At 73.3% G+C, this 18,466-nt stretch carries 19 protein-coding genes; 7 read left to right on the forward strand and 12 right to left on the reverse strand.

Features of this window, described 5'->3' with window-relative positions; translation table 11 throughout:
* Positions 1-78: 78 nt before the first annotated feature.
* The 4 genes from BA175_RS09575 to sigE all read right to left on the reverse strand — a co-directional run bounded on the left by BA175_RS09575 (position 79) and on the right by sigE (position 4,487).
* Entirely contained in the window at positions 79-540 is a 462-nt protein-coding gene (locus BA175_RS09575) for a sec-independent translocase (RefSeq protein WP_069170873.1), read from the reverse strand.
* Positions 541-668: 128 nt separating this feature from the next.
* Entirely contained in the window at positions 669-2,618 is a 1,950-nt protein-coding gene (locus BA175_RS09580; protein WP_069170874.1) for a S1C family serine protease, read from the reverse strand.
* Positions 2,619-2,709: 91 nt separating this feature from the next.
* The gene (locus BA175_RS09585; protein WP_069170875.1) at positions 2,710-3,729 is read right to left on the reverse strand and encodes an anti-sigma factor family protein; all 1,020 of its coding nucleotides are present in this window, start codon (positions 3,727-3,729) and stop codon (positions 2,710-2,712) included.
* The gene (gene sigE, locus BA175_RS09590) at positions 3,726-4,487 is read right to left on the reverse strand and encodes an RNA polymerase sigma factor SigE (RefSeq protein WP_175420789.1); all 762 of its coding nucleotides are present in this window, start codon (positions 4,485-4,487) and stop codon (positions 3,726-3,728) included. The genes BA175_RS09585 and sigE overlap by 4 nt, the downstream gene beginning before the upstream one ends.
* Positions 4,488-4,665: 178 nt before the next feature.
* Between sigE and BA175_RS09595 the strand changes: the two genes are divergently transcribed.
* The gene (locus tag BA175_RS09595; RefSeq protein ID WP_056793956.1) at positions 4,666-5,331 is read left to right on the forward strand and encodes an O-methyltransferase; all 666 of its coding nucleotides are present in this window, start codon (positions 4,666-4,668) and stop codon (positions 5,329-5,331) included.
* A 107-nt stretch (positions 5,332-5,438) separates the two neighbouring features.
* Here BA175_RS09595 and BA175_RS09600 read toward each other — a convergent pair whose 3' ends face one another.
* Entirely contained in the window at positions 5,439-5,606 is a 168-nt protein-coding gene (locus BA175_RS09600) for a DUF3117 domain-containing protein (protein WP_003966491.1), read from the reverse strand.
* A gap of 314 nt (positions 5,607-5,920) precedes the next feature.
* On the opposite strand from BA175_RS09600, the gene BA175_RS09605 reads away from it, so the two are divergent.
* Positions 5,921-6,730 carry an enoyl-CoA hydratase/isomerase family protein gene (locus tag BA175_RS09605; protein ID WP_069170877.1) on the forward strand — a complete coding sequence of 270 codons (810 nt, stop codon included), beginning with the start codon at positions 5,921-5,923 and terminating at the stop codon, positions 6,728-6,730.
* 15 nt (positions 6,731-6,745) lie between these two features.
* Here the strand turns inward: BA175_RS09605 and BA175_RS09610 are convergent, their stop codons facing one another.
* Positions 6,746-7,327 carry a DNA-3-methyladenine glycosylase I gene (locus BA175_RS09610; protein ID WP_069170878.1) on the reverse strand — a complete coding sequence of 194 codons (582 nt, stop codon included), beginning with the start codon at positions 7,325-7,327 and terminating at the stop codon, positions 6,746-6,748.
* Positions 7,324-7,716 (reverse strand): DivIVA domain-containing protein, encoded by a 393-nt coding sequence (locus tag BA175_RS09615; RefSeq protein WP_175420790.1) that lies wholly within the window; start codon positions 7,714-7,716, stop codon positions 7,324-7,326. Before BA175_RS09615 ends, BA175_RS09610 begins: the two co-directional genes overlap by 4 nt.
* Before the next feature lie 144 nt (positions 7,717-7,860).
* On the opposite strand from BA175_RS09615, the gene folP reads away from it, so the two are divergent.
* A complete protein-coding gene (gene folP, locus BA175_RS09620) occupies positions 7,861-8,733 on the forward strand; it encodes a dihydropteroate synthase (RefSeq protein ID WP_069170879.1) in 873 nt (290 codons plus the stop codon).
* A gap of 51 nt (positions 8,734-8,784) precedes the next feature.
* On the opposite strand, the gene BA175_RS09625 is transcribed toward folP, so the two are convergent.
* On the reverse strand, positions 8,785-9,570 hold the full coding sequence (locus BA175_RS09625) for a TIGR00730 family Rossman fold protein (protein ID WP_069170880.1): 786 nt from the start codon (positions 9,568-9,570) through the stop codon (positions 8,785-8,787).
* Positions 9,571-9,655: 85 nt separating this feature from the next.
* Entirely contained in the window at positions 9,656-10,735 is a 1,080-nt protein-coding gene (dapE, locus tag BA175_RS09630; protein ID WP_069170881.1) for a succinyl-diaminopimelate desuccinylase, read from the reverse strand.
* 122 nt (positions 10,736-10,857) lie between these two features.
* On the opposite strand from dapE, the gene BA175_RS09635 reads away from it, so the two are divergent.
* Positions 10,858-11,754 (forward strand): hypothetical protein, encoded by an 897-nt coding sequence (locus BA175_RS09635; protein ID WP_175420791.1) that lies wholly within the window; start codon positions 10,858-10,860, stop codon positions 11,752-11,754.
* A 309-nt stretch (positions 11,755-12,063) separates the two neighbouring features.
* Positions 12,064-12,426: an ATP-binding protein gene (locus BA175_RS09640; RefSeq protein WP_069170883.1), complete on the forward strand. Its 363-nt coding sequence runs from the start codon at positions 12,064-12,066 to the stop codon at positions 12,424-12,426.
* A 160-nt stretch (positions 12,427-12,586) separates the two neighbouring features.
* Here the strand turns inward: BA175_RS09640 and dapC are convergent, their stop codons facing one another.
* Both dapC and fdxA read right to left on the reverse strand, forming a co-directional pair.
* Complete coding sequence (dapC, locus tag BA175_RS09645) at positions 12,587-13,690, reverse strand: succinyldiaminopimelate transaminase (RefSeq protein WP_069170884.1); 1,104 nt, start codon at positions 13,688-13,690, stop codon at positions 12,587-12,589.
* Between the two features lie 158 nt (positions 13,691-13,848).
* Complete coding sequence (gene fdxA / locus BA175_RS09650; protein ID WP_018956287.1) at positions 13,849-14,169, reverse strand: ferredoxin; 321 nt, start codon at positions 14,167-14,169, stop codon at positions 13,849-13,851.
* A 117-nt stretch (positions 14,170-14,286) separates the two neighbouring features.
* Between fdxA and BA175_RS09655 the strand changes: the two genes are divergently transcribed.
* Positions 14,287-15,300 carry a GNAT family N-acetyltransferase gene (locus BA175_RS09655; RefSeq protein WP_069170885.1) on the forward strand — a complete coding sequence of 338 codons (1,014 nt, stop codon included), beginning with the start codon at positions 14,287-14,289 and terminating at the stop codon, positions 15,298-15,300.
* A 28-nt stretch (positions 15,301-15,328) separates the two neighbouring features.
* Positions 15,329-16,183, forward strand: coding sequence for a transglutaminase-like domain-containing protein (locus BA175_RS09660; RefSeq protein ID WP_069170886.1), 855 nt, complete (start codon positions 15,329-15,331; stop codon positions 16,181-16,183).
* Between the two features lie 178 nt (positions 16,184-16,361).
* Here the strand turns inward: BA175_RS09660 and BA175_RS30510 are convergent, their stop codons facing one another.
* Entirely contained in the window at positions 16,362-18,461 is a 2,100-nt protein-coding gene (locus BA175_RS30510; protein WP_175420792.1) for a hypothetical protein, read from the reverse strand.
* Between the last annotated feature and the right edge of the window lie 5 nt (positions 18,462-18,466).

An 18,466-nucleotide genomic window follows, 5' to 3' on the forward strand; every position in this document is an offset into this window, starting at 1 on the left:
CCACGGGACACGGGCAACCTCGCTACCGGACAGATGGAGAATAGCCATACGGCCCGGACGAGCCGGGATTGACGGGTCTCAGGTGGCGTCTGCGTCGAAGGGCGGACGCTCGTCCCCGGCGGGCTGCGGGGCCTTCTTGAGGAGATCGGGCGTGGCACCCGCGGCCGGTGCGGCGGCCGCGGACGACCCGCCGTCCGACGACGGGGCGCTCGCGCGGCCGTTCACCGCGTCGGTGACCTCCGCCATCTCCTTGCGCAGGTCGAAGCTCTCGCGGATCTCCTTGAGCCCGAGGTCGTCGTTGCCGTCCGAGAGCTGCTTGCGGATGAACGTCTTCGGGTTCAGATCCTCGAACTCGAAGTCCTTGAACTGGGGGCCGAGCTCCGAGCGGATGTCTTCCTTGGCACTGTCCGAGAACTCACGGATCTTGCGGATGGTGCGCGTGACGTCCTGGATGACCTTCGGCAGCTTCTCGGGGCCGAAGACGAGCACGGCAAGAACCACGAGCGTCAGCAGCTCGAGTGCGCCTATGTCATTGAACACCTTGCTGCTCCTCGTGTTCTCCGCGTGTTCCCTGCGTTCCCGCGGTTCTCCGCCACCAGGTCGTCAAGGGGCCGGACCGGCTCCACGGTACCCGCCGAAGCTGTCCGGGCGGTACCTGCCGGTGTCCGTCAGGTGCCGCTCGCCGAGCCCAGCGTCACGGTGACGGACAGCTCCTCACCGCCACGGGTCAGCCGGAGGGCCAGCCGGTCGCCCGGCCGGTGGGCGCGGATCTTGACGATGAGTTCCTCGCCACTGTGCACCCGCCCGCCGTCCACCTCGGTGATGACGTCGCCCGACCGGATGCCCGCCTTGTCGCCGGCCCCTCCTTCGGTGACCGCGGACCCGCCGCCGGCCACCTTGCCGCCGACCTTGGCCCCGTCGCCGGTGAAATCCATGTCCAGCGTGACGCCTATCACCGGGTGGGTGGCCTTGCCGGTGTTGATCAGTTCCTCCGCGACCCGCTTGCCCTGGTTGATCGGTATGGCGAAACCGAGGCCGATGGAACCGGACTGGCCGCCGTCGAGAGCAGAGCCGCTGTCGGCCGCGCGGATGGCGCTGTTGATCCCGATGACCCGGGCGTGGGCGTCCACGAGCGGGCCGCCCGAATTGCCGGGGTTGATCGGGGCGTCCGTCTGCAGGGCGTCGACATAGCTGACGTCGGTGCCGTCGCCCTTCTCTCCGCTGGCGGTGATGGGCCGCTGCTTGGCACTGATGATGCCGGAGGTGACCGTGTTGGAGAGGTCGAAGGGGGCACCGATGGCCACCACGGGGTCGCCCACCCGCACGTTGTCGGAGTTGCCGAGCGGCAGGGGCTTCAGCCCGGAGACACCCCGCACCTTCACGACGGCCAGGTCGTAGCCGCTGTCCTTGCCGACGATCTCGGCGGACGCGGTCTCGCCCCCGCTGAAGGTGACCCTGATGTCGCCGGACGAACCTGCGGGAGCGACCACGTGGTTGTTGGTGAGGATGTGGCCCTTGTCGTCGAGGACGAAGCCGGTGCCGGTACCGGATTCGGCGGAGCCACTGACGTGCAGGGTGACGACGCTGGGCAGCGCGCTGGAGGCGATGCCCGCGACACTGTCGGGGGCCCGGTCCCCGTCGTCCCGGTCGGCCTGCGGCAGTTCGACCGTGGTCAGGCCGCCGTTGCGCTCGACGTAGGAACCGATCCCGCCGCCGATCCCGCCCGCGACGAGGGCGAGCAGGGCGGCACCGGCGAGCACGGAGCCCCGGCGTCCGGGGCGTGGCCGGCCGCCGGTCCCGGGGAGGGCGCCGGGACCGCTCAGGGGCTGCGTGGGCGCGCTCCACGGGTCGTAGCGCAGCCACTGCGAGGGGGGCTGCGGCCCCCCTGAGGGCTGCTGGTACACGCCCGGCAGGGGCTGAGACCCCTGTGCATGCTGCTGATGCGGTGAGGGGTGCTGCGGCGGTGGCCCCTGGTGCTGCGGGGCTGTCCACGGCGGTGCCGGGGGCGCGTACGCCTCACCCCGGGCCTGGGCGGTGGCCTCCGGAGCCACGGGGTGGGTCGTCGCGGTCGTCGGGTGGCCGTTCGCCCCGGAGTGGGGCGGCGGCAAGGGGGTGCCGTGGGCGGGAGTGGGCACCGGGCGCTGGACGGGCGGGGCGGGGGCCCAGGGGCCCGGGCCGCCGTAGGGCGGGGTGCTGTACTCGTCAGGCGCGTGCAACGGCTGCCGCCCGAATGCGGCCACCTGCGGCTGGCGGTCCACGGGTGCCGGAGCGGGCGGCTCTCCGGCGGCGGCGTGACCGGGTGTCACCGGTTGATCGGCAGGACGCACGGTCGTCACCGGCTCCCCGGCGGAGCGGCCGGGTACCGGCGGTTCGCCGCCGGCGTGCGCCGGTGCGGGCGGCTCCCCGGCGGGCAGGGACGCGGCGGCCTCGTCGGCGGTCGGGGCGGTCTCCGCCGGGACGGCTGCCCCGAGGGCCGTCTCCCGCACGTCCCCGTCCCGCGCGGCGGTGTCCTCGTGCGCGACAGGCGCCGCGTCCGTCGGCCCGGCGGGCCCGGTGCGTCCCACGGAGGGACGGCTCCACCACTTCGCCTTCGGCCCGCTGGGCTTCCCGTCGTCCATACTCTCCCCGCCACTGGCCTCTGCACGCCCCCGCGGGGGCGTTCCTGCCGGAATTCAACCAGGTTTGCGAATCGGCGCGCAGGGTCCCCGGTCAGCGCAGCGGGGAGAGCGGAATCGCCCGGTCGCGCACCTGCGGCGGGGCCGAGGGTGCCGCCACCGAGGGCGCAGCCGGTTTCGGGGCCGCGGGCCGGCCGAGGGCGGCGGAGAACAGCGGACCGGCGTCCGTCGGGCGTATCAGCGGCGGGACCGTCACGTTCAGCACGGGGAAGGCGAGCGTGCGCCCGGTGAGAGCCGGCGTGCCGAGCAGGGAGGGCGCGGCGACGAGCACCGGCCCGGAAACCGAGGACGGCGTCGGCGCCGGAGCCTTCGGTACGCCCGGGCCCCCACCGGTCGCGAGTGCGCCGCCATCCGTCCGGGAGGCCGCGGTGGAGGAGCTCCCGGTCCGCGACTCGGCGCTCCCGCTGCGCGCAGCGGCGCTCGCCGCCCGGGTCTTGGAGTCGAGCGGGGTCACGCGGGCACCGGCGCCCTCCGCGCTGAGCGGCGCGTCGGGCCCGTAACCGAGCGGCAGGGTGCCGCCGAGCGCGATGGCCGCCAGCGAGACGGCGCCGGCCGCGGCGAACGCGAAACGCCGGGCACGCCAGGGGGAACGCTCCGCCTCGCGGCCGGTTCCGTGGACGCGGAAGACCGGATCCGAGGGCCGGCCGGGCAGCACGGCGCCCGAACCGTGCGCGGTGGGCAGGTAACCGAAGCCGCTCAGGGGTGAGGACCCCGGAGGCTCCGTACGACCGGGGGGACGCAGGACGGGGAAGACCCCTTCCCCGAGGCGTCTGCCGCCACCGAAGGGTTCGCCCCGGCTGTCGTCGTCACCGCCGGCGCCCCCGGGGAGACCCTGCAGGCGCGCGAGGAAGCCCTCCGAGGGTGAGGGCGGGGCGGCGGAGGCGAAGGCGCTCTTCAGCCGCCGCTGGGCGTCGGCCTCGGCCTTGCAGCGGGAACAGGTCGCCAGGTGGGCGAGGACCCGCTCCCGGGCATCGTGCGCGAGCTCGCCGTCGACAAGCGCGGCGAGCCGGTCCCCCAGGTGCTGCTCCGCGGGGGTCTGACCTGTGCCACTCACGCCGTTCCGCCCTCCCCTGCCAGGACCGCGTCCGCCAGGGAACGCTGCTCGGCGCGGGCCTCGGGCGAACGGTGCTGCAGCGCCTTGCGCAGGTGGGAGCGGCCGCGGTGGATGCGGCTGCGCACCGTGCCGAGCTTGACGCCGAGGGTGGCGGCGATCTCCTCGTACGAGAGGCCTTCGATGTCGCAGAGCACGACCGCGGCGCGGAACTCGGGCGCGAGGGTGTCCAGCGCCTGCTGCACGTCCGCGTCGAAGTGCGTGTCGTTGAAGACCTGCTGGGGGGACGGCTCGCGGCTCGGCAGCCGCTCCGCGGCGTCGTCGCCCAGCGAGTCGAAACGGATCCGCTGCTTGCGGCGGACCATGTCGAGGAAGAGATTCGTCGTGATTCTGTGCAGCCAGCCCTCGAACGTGCCGGGCGTGTACGTCGACAGCGAACGGAAGACACGGACGAAGACCTCCTGGGTGAGGTCCTCGGCGTCGTGCTGATTACCCGTCAGGCGGTAGGCGAGGCGGTACACCCGACCGCTGTGCGTGCTGACGATCTCTTCCCATGAGGGCGGGGTCCACGCCTGAGAATCCGCATCAGAGGCGAAGGTCGCGGTCGGTGCGGAAACGTTGGAAGAACGGTCAGCGATGTCGGTCACGGATTTCGGCTCACCCGCCGACCCGAGGAAGCGCCGCAGCACTCCTCCCCGGCCCACAGGCGCAGCCGCACCTCCCCTATCGGCTCTGGTGGTGTCCAGTGGAGCCCCTACCATAGCCACCTCGCCCGTTAGCTCCGGATAAGCCTTATTCCCTGGTGGTGCCCGGTCTTCCGGGAACCCAGGGGCACCGTCGCGGGCCCGGCCACGGGGCCCGGTCCAGGTGTTTTCCCCTGCCCCTTCCTAACGCCCGGTCCCATCTGCGGGTTCCCGGCTCCAGCCGATACAGTCACCGTTGCGCCAACTACGGGGACAGGAGAGGGTCATTACCGCCAACCGGCAGACGAGCTGGGCGTTCGCCGACGCCTTTGTCGCCGAGGAAGAAGCTCTGCTCTGGGCCCGGGACCGGGCTCACGAGACAGGGCTCCGTTCGGTGTCCCCGGGCACGGGCGCCGCCCTGCGCCTGCTCGCGGCGACGGCGGACGCCAAAGCGGTGGCCGAGATCGGCACGGGAACGGGCGTGTCGGGCATCTACCTGCTCCAGGGGATGCGCCCGGACGGCGTACTGACCACCGTCGACCCCGAGCCGGAACGCCAGCAGTTCGCCCGCGAGGCGTTCCGGGCGGCCGGCTTCGCCACGAATCGCTCCCGCTTCATCCCGGGACGCGCCCTCGACGTCCTGCCGCGTCTCGCGGACGGCGGGTACGACCTCGTCTTCTGCGACGGCGACCGGCTCGAGAGCATGGACTGCCTCGCTGAATCGTTGCGCCTGCTGAGGCCGGGCGGCCTGGTCTGCTTCGAAGGCGTCTTCGCGGACGGGCGCACGATCGACTCCGCCGCCCAGCCGGCCGAGGTGCTGCGCCTGCGCGAACTGCTGCGGGCCGTGCGGGAGAGCCAGGAGCTCATGGCGACGCTGCTGCCGGTGGGCGACGGCCTGCTCTGTGCGGTACGGCGCGGCTGACCTTCAGGTGCCCGTCCGGAGCGGCCCGGCCGGGCGTCCGGCCCCCGGCGCACCGCTGCCCCGGCACGCGTTCCGCGCCGGGGCAGGGGTGAAGTGTGGGCGCGGTCTCAGCCGACGACCTTCTTCAAGGCGTCGCCGAGTGCATCGGCCTCGTCCGGAGTCAGCTCGACGACAAGCCGACCGCCGCCTTCGAGCGGAACGCGCATGACGATGCCCCGCCCCTCCTTTGTCACCTCGAGCGGGCCGTCGCCCGTCCGCGGCTTCATGGCCGCCATGCTCGTTCCCCTTCCTGAAACCAGCTCATCGCAACCGGCGGCTCCATGACAGGCGCTGCCTCACCGGCGTCGAACACAATGCTTCCTCCGCATTATCCCGCATCGAAGACCCCGATGACCAACATCGGTCGGCATCGCTTGCGCAACGCGCTCTGCCAAAACCACTCAATTCGGCGATCCGGCTGCGATACTGCGCCGCCGCCACCCCTCAGCCGAGAGCCAATTGTTAGACGCAGGTCACATATACCGTGCACGCGGCGTCGGCCATGCTTGCGTGGACAGGCACAATGCCGGAGCCGTAAGGAGACCCAGCGATGGCCGACGTGGCCGACACCGTGCTCACCGACGTGAGCGACGGGCTCGCGACGATCACGATCAATCGCCCTGACGCGATGAACGCCATGAACACCGCCGCCAAGGTCGCGCTGCGCGACGCGCTGCGGGCCGTCGCGGACGACAGCGGCGTACGGGCGGTCCTGCTGACCGCGACCGGGCGGGCCTTCTGCGTGGGCCAGGACCTGAAGGAGCACGTCGCCAAGCTCGCCGAGGCCCGCGGGGCGGGGGGCGGCAACGCGCTGAGCACCGTGCGCGAGCACTACAACCCGATCGTGCGGGCCCTCACCGAGATGGAGAAGCCCGTCGTCGCGGGCGTCAACGGGGTCGCCGCCGGCGCGGGTTTCGGGTTCGCCCTCGCCGCCGACTACCGCGTGGTCGCCGACACCGCGGCCTTCAACACGTCGTTCGCGGGCGTGGCGCTGACCGCCGACTCGGGGGTCTCCTGGACGCTGCCCCGGCTGATCGGCGCGAGCCGCGCCGCCGACCTGCTGTTCTTCCCCCGCTCGATCACCGCCCAGGAGGCGTACGAGCTGGGCATCGCCAACAAGGTCGTACCGGCGGCCGACCTGGCCGCGGAGGCCCTGGCGGTGGCCCGTGCCCTGGCGGACGGGCCGACGGTGGCCTACGCGTCGCTCAAGGCCTCCATGGCCTACGGCGCCGGCCACACACTCGCAGAGTCGCTGGAGAAGGAGGACGAACTGCAGACCCGGGCGGGAGCCTCCGAGGACCACACGATCGCGGTCGAGGCCTTCCTCGCCAAGCAGCCGCCGAAGTACCTCGGCCGGTAGACCGGCTGCGGACCGCTACCGGCCGCCCCTGGCCACGCAGTCGGCCAGGTGGTCGTCGACCAGACCGCAGGCCTGCATCAGTGCGTAGGCGGTCGTGGGGCCGACGAACCGGACGGACCGCCTCTTGAGCTCCTTGGCCAGCGCGGTGGACTCCGGGGTGATCGCGGGGACGTCGTCGAGGGTGCGGGGGACGGCACGGGTGGCCGGATCGGGGGCGTAGGACCAGACGAGGGCGTCCAGCTCGCCCTCGTCCCAGCCGGCCAGCACCCGGGCGTTGGCCAGCGTCGCGTCGATCTTGGCCCGGTTGCGGATGATTCCGGCGTCGGCGAGGAGGCGTTCCCTGTCGGCGTCGGTGAACTCCGCCACCGCCGCGATGCTGAATCCGGCGAAGGCGCTGCGGAAACCCTCCCGGCGGCGCAGGATCGTCAGCCACGAGAGGCCGGACTGGAAAGCCTCCAGGCAGAGCCGCTCGAAGAGGGCGTCGTCGCCGCGGACCGGGCGGCCCCACTCGGTGTCGTGGTAGGTGAGGTAGTCCTCCGCGGACAGGCCCCACGGGCAGCGCGGGCGTCCGTCAGGTGCGGGCAGGACACCGCTCATCGCCCGTCCTCCTCCGCGGGCCCGCCGCTCTCCCCGGTGCGCGGCCGGCCGGGCCGCTCGAAGAGGCCGGGGCCTCCCGCCGCGGCCGCCCGCGCCCCGGCGAGTGCGGACTCCAGCTCGGCGATGCGGGCGTCCCGCTCGGCGAGCTCGGCGCCGAGCCTGCCCAGCGCCTCGTCCACGTCCGTCATGCGGTAGCCCCGCACCGCCATGGGCAGCCGCAGCGCCTCGATGTCGGCCCGGCCGACCGGGCGGTCCGCCGGGAGCGGATCGGTGAGCCGCTCGCCCTCGACGTCCTGCAGCACCGCGCTTCCACCTCCGCCGACCACCGCCAGTGTGACCGCGGCCACGACCACGGCCATCGTGAGCAGCAAGAACCAGAACACGTGCATCTCCCCGGAAGCGGATACCTGTCCGTCCAGATCGTGCCATGCGCCACCGACAGTCAGGGCCTTTCCCGACGGGCCGGGGCGGACCCGGCGTGATCCGGACGGAGGGCTTAGGGTCGCAGGCGACCTACCTAGGAGGACACAGCAATGCCAAGCGGGGCGCTCAGGCTGGGGCGGCGCGAGTTCGGACCGCACGAGCCGGTGATCATGGCCATCGTGAACCGGACCCCCGATTCCTTCTACGACCAGGGGGCGACGTTCCGCGACGAGCCCGCGCTGGCCCGGGTCGAGGAGGCCGTCGCGGAGGGCGCCGCGATCATCGACATCGGCGGGGTGAAGGCAGGTCCCGGTGAGGAGGTGTCGGCGCAGGAGGAGGCCCGCCGGACGGTGGGCTTCGTCGCGGAGGTGCGCCGCCGCCACCCGGACGTGGTGATCAGTGTGGACACCTGGCGGCACGATGTGGGTGAGGCCGTCTGCGAGGCGGGGGCGGACCTGCTCAACGACGCGTGGGGCGGGGTCGACCCGAAGCTCGCCGAGGTCGCCGCGCGGTACGGGGTGGGCCTCGTCTGCACGCACACCGGCGGTGCGGAGCCGCGTACGCGGCCGCACCGGGTGGCGTACGACGACGTGATGGCGGACATCCTGCGGGTGACCGTGGGCCTCGCCGAACGGGCCGTGGCGCTCGGGGTCCGGCCGGACGGCATCATGATCGATCCCGGTCACGACTTCGGCAAGAACACCCGGCACTCCCTGGAGGCCACGCGCCGGCTCGACGAGATGACGGCCACCGGCTGGCCCGTGCTGGTCTCGCTGTCCAACAAGGACTTCGTCGGGGAGTCGCTGGACAAGCCGGTCAAGGAGCGTGTGATCGGCACGCTCGCGACGACGGCCGTGTCGGCGTGGCTGGGAGCGCGGGTCTACCGGGTGCACGAGGTGGCGGAGACGCGGCAGGTCCTGGACATGGTGGCGTCCATCGCGGGCCACCGCGCGCCCGCCGTGGCCCGGAGGGGACTGGCGTGATCCCGGGGCGCCGGGTGGTCCCGGCGCCCCGCGGCCACCCGGCACCACCCCTCAGCGCCCGACTTCCTTCGTCACCAGCCGGACCGCCTCGTCCACGTCGTCGGTCACATGGAACAGCATCAGGTCCTTCTCGGAGGCCTTGCCGCCCGCGACCACCGTGTTCCGCAGCCAGTCCACCAGCCCGTTCCAGTACGCCGAGCCGAACAGCACGATCGGGAAGCGCGTCACCTTGCCGGTCTGCACCAGCGTCAGCGCCTCGAAGAGCTCGTCCAGCGTGCCGAGGCCGCCGGGCAGGACCACGAACCCCTGGGCGTACTTCACGAACATCGTCTTGCGGACGAAGAAGTAGCGGAAGTTGACGCCGATGTCGACATGTGGATTCAGGCCGGACTCGAACGGCAGCTCGATGCCGAGTCCGACCGAGACGCCCTTGGCTTCCCTCGCCCCCTTGTTCGCCGCCTCCATGGCCCCCGGGCCACCGCCCGTGATGACCGCGAACCCCGCCTCGACCAGGGCCCTGCCGATGCGCACGCCCGCCTCGTAGTCCGGCCCGCCGGCCGGGGTGCGGGCGGAACCGAAGACGCTGATGGCGCTCGGCAGTTCGGCCAGCGCCCCGAAGCCCTCCACGAACTCCGACTGGATCCGCATGACCCGCCACGGGTCGGTGTGCACCCACTCGGAGTCACCCTCGGTGTCGAGCAGGCGCTGGTCGGTCGTGCCCGGCTGCACCTGGTCCCTGCGGCGCAGCACCGGGCCCATCCGCTGTTCCTCGGGCTGCACCGCGCCCTCGGGGACCTGCGCGCCCTCGGGGATCCGCGCGTCCTCCGGGTTGCCCATGACCTGCTCCCTCCGCCGACCTGCGTGATGCGTGTGTCGCTCCAGCCTAGGTCCGCGGAGGTTACCGGCAGGGGAATGCCGTGCGTCAGGCGGTGAGCCAGGAGCGGAGGCGCTCCTCGCAACGCGTGATCCGGTCGACGCGCACGTGCTCGTCACGCTTGTGAGCGAAGAGGGGGTCGCCGGGGCCGTAGTTGACCGCCGGGATGCCGAGCGAGCCGAACCGGGAGACGTCCGTCCAGCCGAACTTGGGCTTCGCCGTCCCGCCGACCGCCTCCATGAACGCCTTGGCCGCGGGGTGCGAGAGTCCGGGCATCGCCGCGCCGGAGTGGTCGTCGACCGTGAAATCGGCGACGCCGCAGTCCGCGAAGACCTCCTGGACATGGGCCTCGGCCTGCTCCGGCGTGAGGTCGGGGGCGTAGCGGTAGTTGACCACCACGGTGCAGGCGTCCGGGATGACGTTGGTGGCGACGCCGCCCTCGATGCCGACGGCGTTGAGCCCCTCGTGGTACTCCAGGCCGTCGATGACCGGACGGCGGGGCTCGTACGCGGCCAGCCGGGCCAGTACCGGCGCGGCCGCGTGGATCGCGTTGGACCCCATCCAGCCGCGGGCCGAGTGCGCCCGCTCGCCCTCCAGCCGCAGGTGGACCCGGAGCGTGCCCTGGCAGCCGCCCTCGACCTCGGCGTCGGAGCCCTCCAGGAGGACGGCGAAGTCCGCCTCCAGCCAGTCCGGGTGCGCCTCGGCGACGTGGCCGAGGCCGTTGAGGTGGGCGGCGACCTCTTCGTTGTCGTAGAAGATGAAGGTCAGGTCGCGGTTGGGCTCCGGTACGGTCGCCGCGATCCGCAGCTGGACGGCGACGCCCGACTTCATGTCCGTGCTGCCGCACCCCCACAGCACGCCGTCCTCGTCGAGGCGGGACGGCACGTTGCCGGCGATGGGGACGGTGTCGATGTGGCCCGCCAGCACGACGCGCTCGGCACGGCCCAGCGAGGTCCGGGCGACGATGTTGTTGCCGTACCGGTCGACGGTCAGGTGGGTCAGCGGGCGCAGGGCGGCCTCGATGGCGTCGGCGAGGTCCTTCTCCTGCCCGCTGACCGACGGAAAGTCGACGAGCCGGGCGGTGAGTTCCGGGCCGTCCAGGGCCAGGTCGAGCGTGTGTCCGTACATGGCCACGAGCCTAAGGGCTGTCCCGCACTTCCCGGTGGATCAGCGTGCGACGTCAGATGCGGGACAGCCCTGAGGCGACAGGGATACCCGCCCCGGCCCTACCCTCCAGTACGGTGGGCCCCGTGCCCAGGACCGCCTCCACCACCCGCCGCAGCCGCCTCCTGCGTACCGCCGCCGCCTTCGCCGTGCTCGTGGCCGTGGCCGGTTACGTGGCCCTCCAGTACGTCTCCCACAAGGGCGCGCCGCGGTGCACCGTGCGGTCCGCCGACGGGGGCGGGGGCCGCACGTACGAGTTGAGCCCCGAGCAGGCCGCCAACGCGGCGACGATCTCCGCGGTGGGCACCGCGCGCGGGATGCCCGAGCGCGCGGTGACCATCGCGCTGGCGACCGCGCTCCAGGAGTCCGCGCTGCGCAACCTCGACCACGGCGACCGGGACTCCCTCGGGCTCTTCCAGCAGCGCCCGTCGCAGGGCTGGGGCACCCCGGCGGAGATCCTCGACCCGGTGTACGCGTCCGGCGAGTTCTACGAGCACCTGGCCGAGGTTCCGGGCTACTCGCGGTTGCCGCTCACCGTCGCGGCCCAGCGGGTGCAGAAGAGCGGATTCCCGCAGGCCTACGCCAAGCACGAGCCGGATGCCACACTGCTGTCCGCCGCGCTGACGGGCCGCGCCCCGGCGTCCCTGACCTGCTCGCCCGCCACGGCGACGGCCACCGGCCCCGGGGACGCGGCCGAGGTGCGGGCGGATCTGGTGCGCTCCTTCGGCAAGGACGTGCTGCCGGCCGCCGGGACCGCGGGCGCCTCCTCGGCCGGCCCGGTCTCGGTACCCGTGCCCGCGGAGGCCGGCGGGAAGGCCTCGCGGCGCGGCTGGGAACTCGCGCACTGGGCGGTGGCCCGGGCGGGCACCCTGCGGATCGAGACGGTCTCCTACGCCGGCCAGGTGTGGACCCCGGGCACCGGCTGGCGGACGGAACGCAAGGAATCGGGCACCGCGGCGGTCCGCATGCGGCTCGCTCAGTAGTACGGACCGTCCTGCGTACGAGTCAACCGCCCTCTCCCTCTCACCCGCGCGCACCCCTGCCCGGCGAACCCGGCGGATATCCCCGTGACCCCGTGCACGGCAACGGAAGTGACGTTTCGCCAGGACGTCTGCCCAGGCCTCCTCCGCCCGGGTCCCCGTGATGCGGATTATCTGACGCATTGCCGAGTCTTTACCCCGGCGTCCCGCAACCTTCCCCGCCCCCGGACCGGTTGTTCAGTGCGTCCGATCACCGGACAGGCAGATCCCCCGTCTGCCGATCATCCGCAGAAGTCCCGTCGAAGGAGCATCATGTCCCTCCCCCTGACCCGCAGGATCGCCCGTACCGCACTGCTGATCGCCGCGGGCGCGGCCCCCGTGGTCGGTGCGGCCGGTGCCGCGGGTGCCGCGGGGCTCCCGCAGACCCCCGCCCTCGGCGGCCTGACCTCACTCGACGGAGCCGGCGTCAGCAGCACCCTGGACTCCGCGTCGAAGCAGGGTGCCGGCGTGGCGAACGAGACCGGCGGCAAGGTCGTCGGCACGACCCTCCCGGTCGCCGGCAAGGCCGTCCAGAAGGCCGGCACGGTGGCGGACGGCGAACTGGCGGACGACACCCTGTCCACCGACGGCCTGCCCACCAAGGGCCTGCCGACGGGTGGCCTGCCGATCGGCTGAGCCACCGGCGTACGCGGCGGCCGCGAGGCCCGGGCAGCGCGCCCCGGCTTGCCGGAGCCGTCGCACCACGTCCGCCCACGGGGTGCGGCCCGGACATCGGCCGCCCACGCACCACGCCCGGCCGGGAAACCCCGGCCGGGCGTTCGCATGCACTGCCCGCTCAGGACAGGCGCTCGACCGCCGCGTCCACCCGCTCGTCCGTCGCCGTCATCGCAACCCGGACGAAGCGCCCGCCGGCCGGGCCGTAGAAGTCCCCCGGCGCCACCAGGATGCCCAGCCCGGCCAGGTGGGCCACGGTCTCCCAGCACGGCTCGTCGCGCGTGGCCCACAGGTAGAGGCTCGCCTCGCTGTGCTCGATCCGGAAGCCGTGTGCCTCCAGGGCCGCCCGCAGTGCCGTACGGCGCCGCGCGTACCGCCCGCGCTGCTCGGCCACGTGGGTGTCGTCGCCCAGCGCCGCGACGGTGGCCGCCTGGACCGGCGCCGCGGTCATCATTCCGCCGTGCTTGCGGATCCGGAGCAGCTCGCCGAGCACGGCCGCGTCGCCCGCGACGAACGCCGCGCGGTACCCGGCCAGGTTGGACCGCTTGGAGAGCGAGTGGACGGCCACGATGCCGTCGTAGCTGCCGCCGCACACGTCCTGGTGCAGCACCGAGACCGGATCGGCCTCCCAGCCGAGCTCCAGGTAGCACTCGTCGCTGAACACCAGCACGCCGTGCTCACGGGCCCACGCGACGATCCTCGTCAGCTCGTCCTTCGCGAGGACGCGGCCCGTCGGGTTGGACGGCGAGTTGAGCCACAGCAGCGCGAGCCCCGCCGGGTCCAACTCCGTCGGGTCGTCGTAGACGACGGGTTCGGCCCCGCAGAGCCGGGCGCCGACCTCGTAGGTGGGGTAGGCGAGCCGGGGGTAGGCCACCCTGTCGCCCGCGCCGAGTCCCAGCTGGGTCGGCAGCCAGGCCACCAGTTCCTTGGAGCCGACGACCGGCAGGACGTTCTCGTGCGTCACGCCGGCCGCGCCGAGCCGCCGTTCCACCCAACCCGTCAGTGCGTCCCGCAGGGCGGTCGTCCCCCACACCGTCGGATAGCCGGGGCTGTCGGCGGCGGCGATCAGCGCCCTCTGGATCAGCTCGGGCACCGGGTCCACGGGCGTGCCGACGGACAGGTCCACGATGCCGTCCGGGTGGGCGGCGGCCGTCGACTTGTACGGCGCGAGCCTGTCCCACGGGAAGACGGGGAGGCGGGAGGAGACGGGGGCTTCTGCGGACACGGAACTCTGCTTTCTCGTCTTCCCCGTACGGACACTCCCGTACGGACTGTCCCGTACGGCCGCTCGATCGGCGGGGTACGGGGCCGGGGCCTGGAAAACACCTCGGTCCCGTACGGGGACGAGCCGTACGGGACCGGGCGGCGCTCGTGGTGCCGCTGTTACTGGTTCTGCGGCGGCAGCGCGGCGATGAACGCGTGGTCGCGCTCGATGAGGCCCAGCTTGGACGCGCCACCCGGCGAGCCGAGGTCGTCGAAGAACTCGACGTTCGCCTTGTAGTAGTCCTTCCACTCCTCCGGGGTGTCGTCCTCGTAGAAGATGGCCTCCACAGGACAGACCGGCTCACAGGCTCCGCAGTCGACGCACTCGTCCGGGTGGATGTACAAGGACCGCTGGCCCTCGTAGATGCAGTCGACGGGGCACTCTTCGATGCAGGCCTTGTCCTTCACGTCGACACAAGGCTGCGCGATGACGTAGGTCACGCTGTCGTTCCTCCTCGGTAGGGCGTTGGCTCTCGCGCGGGAGCGCGGCGTCGTCGATGCCCGCCCCTAGTATCTCCGTTCCGGAGCACGATCCGAACAGGAGGGGCGAACAGACCTGTGGAATTCACCATCAGCGGACGACTCGAGGTTCGCATAACACCCGCTGACGTGGGAAAACGCGTGTCCGTACGGCGCGTCGCCGATGCTCCCGAGGCGGGCGCGAGGTTCGCCGACACGGTCGGGGTTCTCACATCGTGGGACAAAGGCCTCCTGTCGATCACACCGAAGAACGGTGAGAGCGTCCGCATTCCGGAAGCGGCGCTGGTCGCGGGCAAGGTCGTCCCGGCCGCCCCGGCGCGGCGGCGCGGCCCCTCCGCCTCCTTCGGCGAACTGGCCCGGGTCGCCGCACGCGCCTGGCAGCCCGTGGAGAGCGAGGCGCTGGGCGACTGGCGGCTGCGCGCCGCCGCCGGGTTCACCCGCCGGGCGAACTCCGTGCTCCCGCTCGGCGATCCGGGGATGCCGCTCGACGAGGCGCTGCGCCGGGTGCGCCGGTGGTACGGGGCGCGGAACCTGCCCGCCTACGTCCAGACCGCCACCGGTGGCGAGGACACCCAGGAGCAGCTCTGCGCGGGCCTGGAGGCGTCCGGGTGGCGGCGCGAGGTCTCGGCCGACGTACGGATCGCCGCACTGGCGCCGCTCGGCGACCGGGACGCGGACGTGTCCGCGGTGCGGACGGCCCGCGGAGCGGACGAGGCGTGGCTCTCCCGGTACCGGCGCTTCGACACCCCCGGCGAGGCCCCGGGGGCCCACGTGCGGGAGGTGCTGGAGAGCGGCCCCTCCGTGTGGTTCGCCACCGTCCCCGGTGAGGACCCGGCAGGGATGCCCGCAGCGATCGGCCGGTGCGTGGTGGACGGCCGCTGGGCGGGCTTCATGGCCGTCGAAGTGGGACCGGAACACCGGCGCCGCGGTCTCGCGACGGCCGTGATGACGGCCCTGGCCCGCACGGCGCTGCGGGAAGGCGCGTCCGCGGCCTGGCTCCAGGTGGAGACGGACAACGAAGGGGCACGCGCCCTGTACGACGGCATGGGCTTCGCCCCCCACCATCGCTACCACCACTTCCGCGCGGCGTAGCGCGGACACCGGCAGGGGAACGCCAGACATGAGCTCTCAGAATCCCGGCACGGCCGGACTCCGGCGGCGGTTCGCCGAGGAGGCGCGCGCGGAACGGCCGGATCTCGCGCTTCTCTGTCTGCTGCTGGGGGCCGAGGCGGGAGAGACCGAGCCGGGCTCCGCCACCGACCCGTACGGCATCGACGCGGCGCAGATCGAGCTGGACCGGCTGGCCGGTCTCCTTCCCTACGGCGTGCGCGGGGCCCGGGAGTGGGCGGCGGCGCTCGCCGAACTGCTCGGCGTGCGCTGCGGATTCTCCGGCACGCCCGGCGACTACCAGCGGCTGGAGTCGTCGCTGCTCCAGCAGGTGCTGCGGCGGCGCAGGGGGCTTCCGATCCTGCTGTCCGTGGTGTGGACCGAGGTGGCGCGGAGGGCGGGCGCCCCGGTGTACGGGGTGGCGCTGCCCGGCCACTTCGTGGTCGGTTTCGGCGACCCCGGGGAGCGGGTGCTGGCCGACCCGTTCGCCGGCGGTGCCCCGCTGAGCGGCGAGGACGCGGAGTTGCTGGTGGCCCGGACGACCGGCCGGCCGCTGGAGGCGTCGATGCTGGTGCCCGCCGGGCCGCTGGAGACGGTGCTGCGGATCCTGAACAACGTCAGGGCATGGGCCGCCACCCGCCCCGAGCGCACGGACGTGGCGCTGTGGGCGCTCGAACTCTCGCTGCTGCTGCCCTCCCACCCGGCCAGGCTCCGCCTGGAGCGGGCGGAACTGCTCGTGCGGCGCGGGGAGTACCTGCGCGGAGCCGCCGAGATGGAGGAGTACGCGGAGGTCGTCGACGCTGTCGAACCGACGGCGGCCCAGGCCGTCCGCCACCGCGCCCGGGCCGCCCGCGCGATGCTGAACTGAGGGTCGTCCCGCCCTTCACCTCGATGGTGGGGCGGGCCATGTCGACCCCGGATCCGCGCGCCCCGCAGCAGGGCCGCCGTTCCTGAGGCGGCCACGGCGACGTCCCGCGGAGCGGACGACGCCGCCCCCGTCCGGGGTCCGGGCGGGGGCGGTCGTACGCGGCTGTGGGTGCGGCCGGTCAGCCCTGGCCGTCGAGGTCGATCGTGACGGTCCGCTCGGCGGGGGTCTTGCCGAGCAGTGCGCTCTGCATGGCGTGGGCCACGTCATCGGCGCTGACCTGGTGCTTCTTGCCGTCACCCTTGGTGATCATGATGCCGTCGAACACGCCGTCCAGCAGGGTGTCGATCGCCTTCTTGTCGTAGACCTCGACGAGCCGGCCGTCGACCGGCTTCATGGAGAGGATCTGCGGCAGCGACCGGGCGGGACCGAAGTCGATCTGCTTGGTCCCTGCCTTGATCGTGATCAGCCCGGACATCGCCGGCTTGGCGAACTCCTTCATCGCCCGGTCGATCTCGGCCTGGCTGACGGTGGGTTCGGTGGTGGCGACCGGCAGTTCCACGACGCTGGGCTCCCCGGTCTGGACCTGCGCGCGGTAGGCGTCGCGTACGGAGATCATCGACCGGTTGACGTCGAGCGCCTTGCCCGACTTCCCGGGCACGGCCACGGCCTTGTTCGGCTCGAACCTGATCGTCCCGTCGTTCGCGGAGCCGGAGACGCCCGCGAGGTCGGTCAGGGCGACGCCCAGCTTCTCCTCGTCGACCGGGATGACCGGGTCGGCCGGGCGTGCCCCGCCGAAGAGCGAGCCGATCACCGACACCGGGTTGTAGTCGCTCCCCGCGGCGCCGCGGACGGTCTCCTGGCTGTCCAGGGTCAGACCGGCCTTGTCCGGGGCGAGCTTCTCCTCCTTGCCGTCCACGGACAGCCGCAGGGGTGTACGGGCCCGCTCGCCGAGGGCGCTGTCGAGCTTGGCGACCGCCTGCTCCTTCGTGCCGCCGCCGATGTCGACGCCGAGGACGGTGGTGCCCTTGGGTACCTCGGAATGGTTCAGCAGCAGGCCTGCGCCGTAGGCGACTCCGAGGAGGACGAAGACGGCCGCCCCCAGGAGGACGAGCTTGGAACGGCCCTTGGCCGGGGCCGGCGCCGCCTTCGGCGTGGGCCGGGGTGCGGGCGCCGATGCCTCAGGGCCCGCGGGCCCACTGCCCATCGGGTCGGCCGGCCGGCCCCCCAGGGGGGTGCGGGGGCCGCCCGGGGAACCGGGGCCGCCCGGGGAACCGGGGCCGCCCGGGAAGGGCGAGCGGGACTCCGGGGGGACGACGGGGATGCCGCTGGTGAGCGTGTCACCGGAGACGTGACCGGCGGGGCCGGGCGCGGGGACGGCGGGCTGCGGCGTCAGGATCGCCGTGTCGTCGGACATCCGCGGCGGTACGCCACCGGGGGCGGACGGACCGCCGGGCCGGGGGCCGGACGGGCCGCCCAAGCCGGGGAGGCCGTCGAGGTTCGGCGTCAGCGGCGAACTGCCCGTGACCGGACCGGTGGTGGGCCCGGCCGGCCCCGGAGTGCGTGCACCCGGGCCCTGGGCGGGCGGGCGGGGACCGCCGGGGCCGTCCGCACCGAAGGCGTCCAGAGCGCTGCCGCCCGGCGTGCCGGCTTCCCGGTCACCGGCCCGGGCGTCCGGGCCGTACGGCAGGTCGGCGCGGGGCGGTACGGGGCCCGGGCCGCTGCCCGGTGCGGCCGGGCCGCCGGGGGCGGGCCCGGCGGCCGGGGCCGCGGCGGGTCCGGCCGCGGGGGCCTTGCGCGGGGCGAACCAGTCGCTGCCGCTCTTCTCCTTCGCGGGCTTCCCGGCCGCCTCCTGGGAGCCGGGGCCGGCATCGCGCGCGCCACCGTCCCGTGCGTCCGGGCCGGTACCGCCACGCTCACCGGAACCGGACGGTCCGTCGGACGGCCCCGCGGCCGCGGCGGGCCTCGGGGTGCTGCCGGTGCGTTCGGCGTCCGGACGTCCGCCGGCCGGGTCGGTGTCGCTCATGGGCGTGCGCATGACGACAGGCGGGATCGGACGGGAACCCGGGATGTTGATCCGGATGCGCGTCGTCAGCGTCGTCTCGGTTCTGGGCTCCTCGGGCTGAGCCGCATCCGCGGGCTCCGGAGTCCCTCCCGGTCCGTCCGGGGACGGGTGCGACGACGGATACTGGCGTGATCCGTACGGCGGCGTACCTGACGGGTACGCGGCTCCTCCGCGCCCCTGGGGCCCGGACGACGAACTGTCAGTTTCACGACTCAAAGCAG

It is taken from the genome of Streptomyces griseus, from assembly GCF_001715295.1.
GTDB lineage: Bacteria > Actinomycetota > Actinomycetes > Streptomycetales > Streptomycetaceae > Streptomyces > Streptomyces griseus_G.

What these genes read in the sequence shown, in the direction of transcription:
- BA175_RS09625 (WP_069170880.1), bottom strand. Translation starts at nt 9,570, where the DNA reads ATGGGCAACCCGGAGGACGCGCGGATCCCCGAGGGCGCGCAGGTCCCC.
- sigE (WP_175420789.1), bottom strand. Translation starts at nt 4,487, where the DNA reads ATGGTAGGGGCTCCACTGGACACCACCAGAGCCGATAGGGGAGGTGCG.
- BA175_RS09605 (WP_069170877.1), top strand. Translation starts at nt 5,921, where the DNA reads ATGGCCGACGTGGCCGACACCGTGCTCACCGACGTGAGCGACGGGCTC.
- dapE (WP_069170881.1), bottom strand. Translation starts at nt 10,735, where the DNA reads ATGTACGGACACACGCTCGACCTGGCCCTGGACGGCCCGGAACTCACC.
- BA175_RS09640 (WP_069170883.1), top strand. Translation starts at nt 12,064, where the DNA reads ATGTCCCTCCCCCTGACCCGCAGGATCGCCCGTACCGCACTGCTGATC.
- BA175_RS09600 (WP_003966491.1), bottom strand. Translation starts at nt 5,606, where the DNA reads ATGGCGGCCATGAAGCCGCGGACGGGCGACGGCCCGCTCGAGGTGACA.
- BA175_RS09660 (WP_069170886.1), top strand. Translation starts at nt 15,329, where the DNA reads ATGAGCTCTCAGAATCCCGGCACGGCCGGACTCCGGCGGCGGTTCGCC.
- BA175_RS09615 (WP_175420790.1), bottom strand. Translation starts at nt 7,716, where the DNA reads ATGCACGTGTTCTGGTTCTTGCTGCTCACGATGGCCGTGGTCGTGGCC.
- folP (WP_069170879.1), top strand. Translation starts at nt 7,861, where the DNA reads ATGCCAAGCGGGGCGCTCAGGCTGGGGCGGCGCGAGTTCGGACCGCAC.
- BA175_RS09610 (WP_069170878.1), bottom strand. Translation starts at nt 7,327, where the DNA reads ATGAGCGGTGTCCTGCCCGCACCTGACGGACGCCCGCGCTGCCCGTGG.
- BA175_RS09580 (WP_069170874.1), bottom strand. Translation starts at nt 2,618, where the DNA reads ATGGACGACGGGAAGCCCAGCGGGCCGAAGGCGAAGTGGTGGAGCCGT.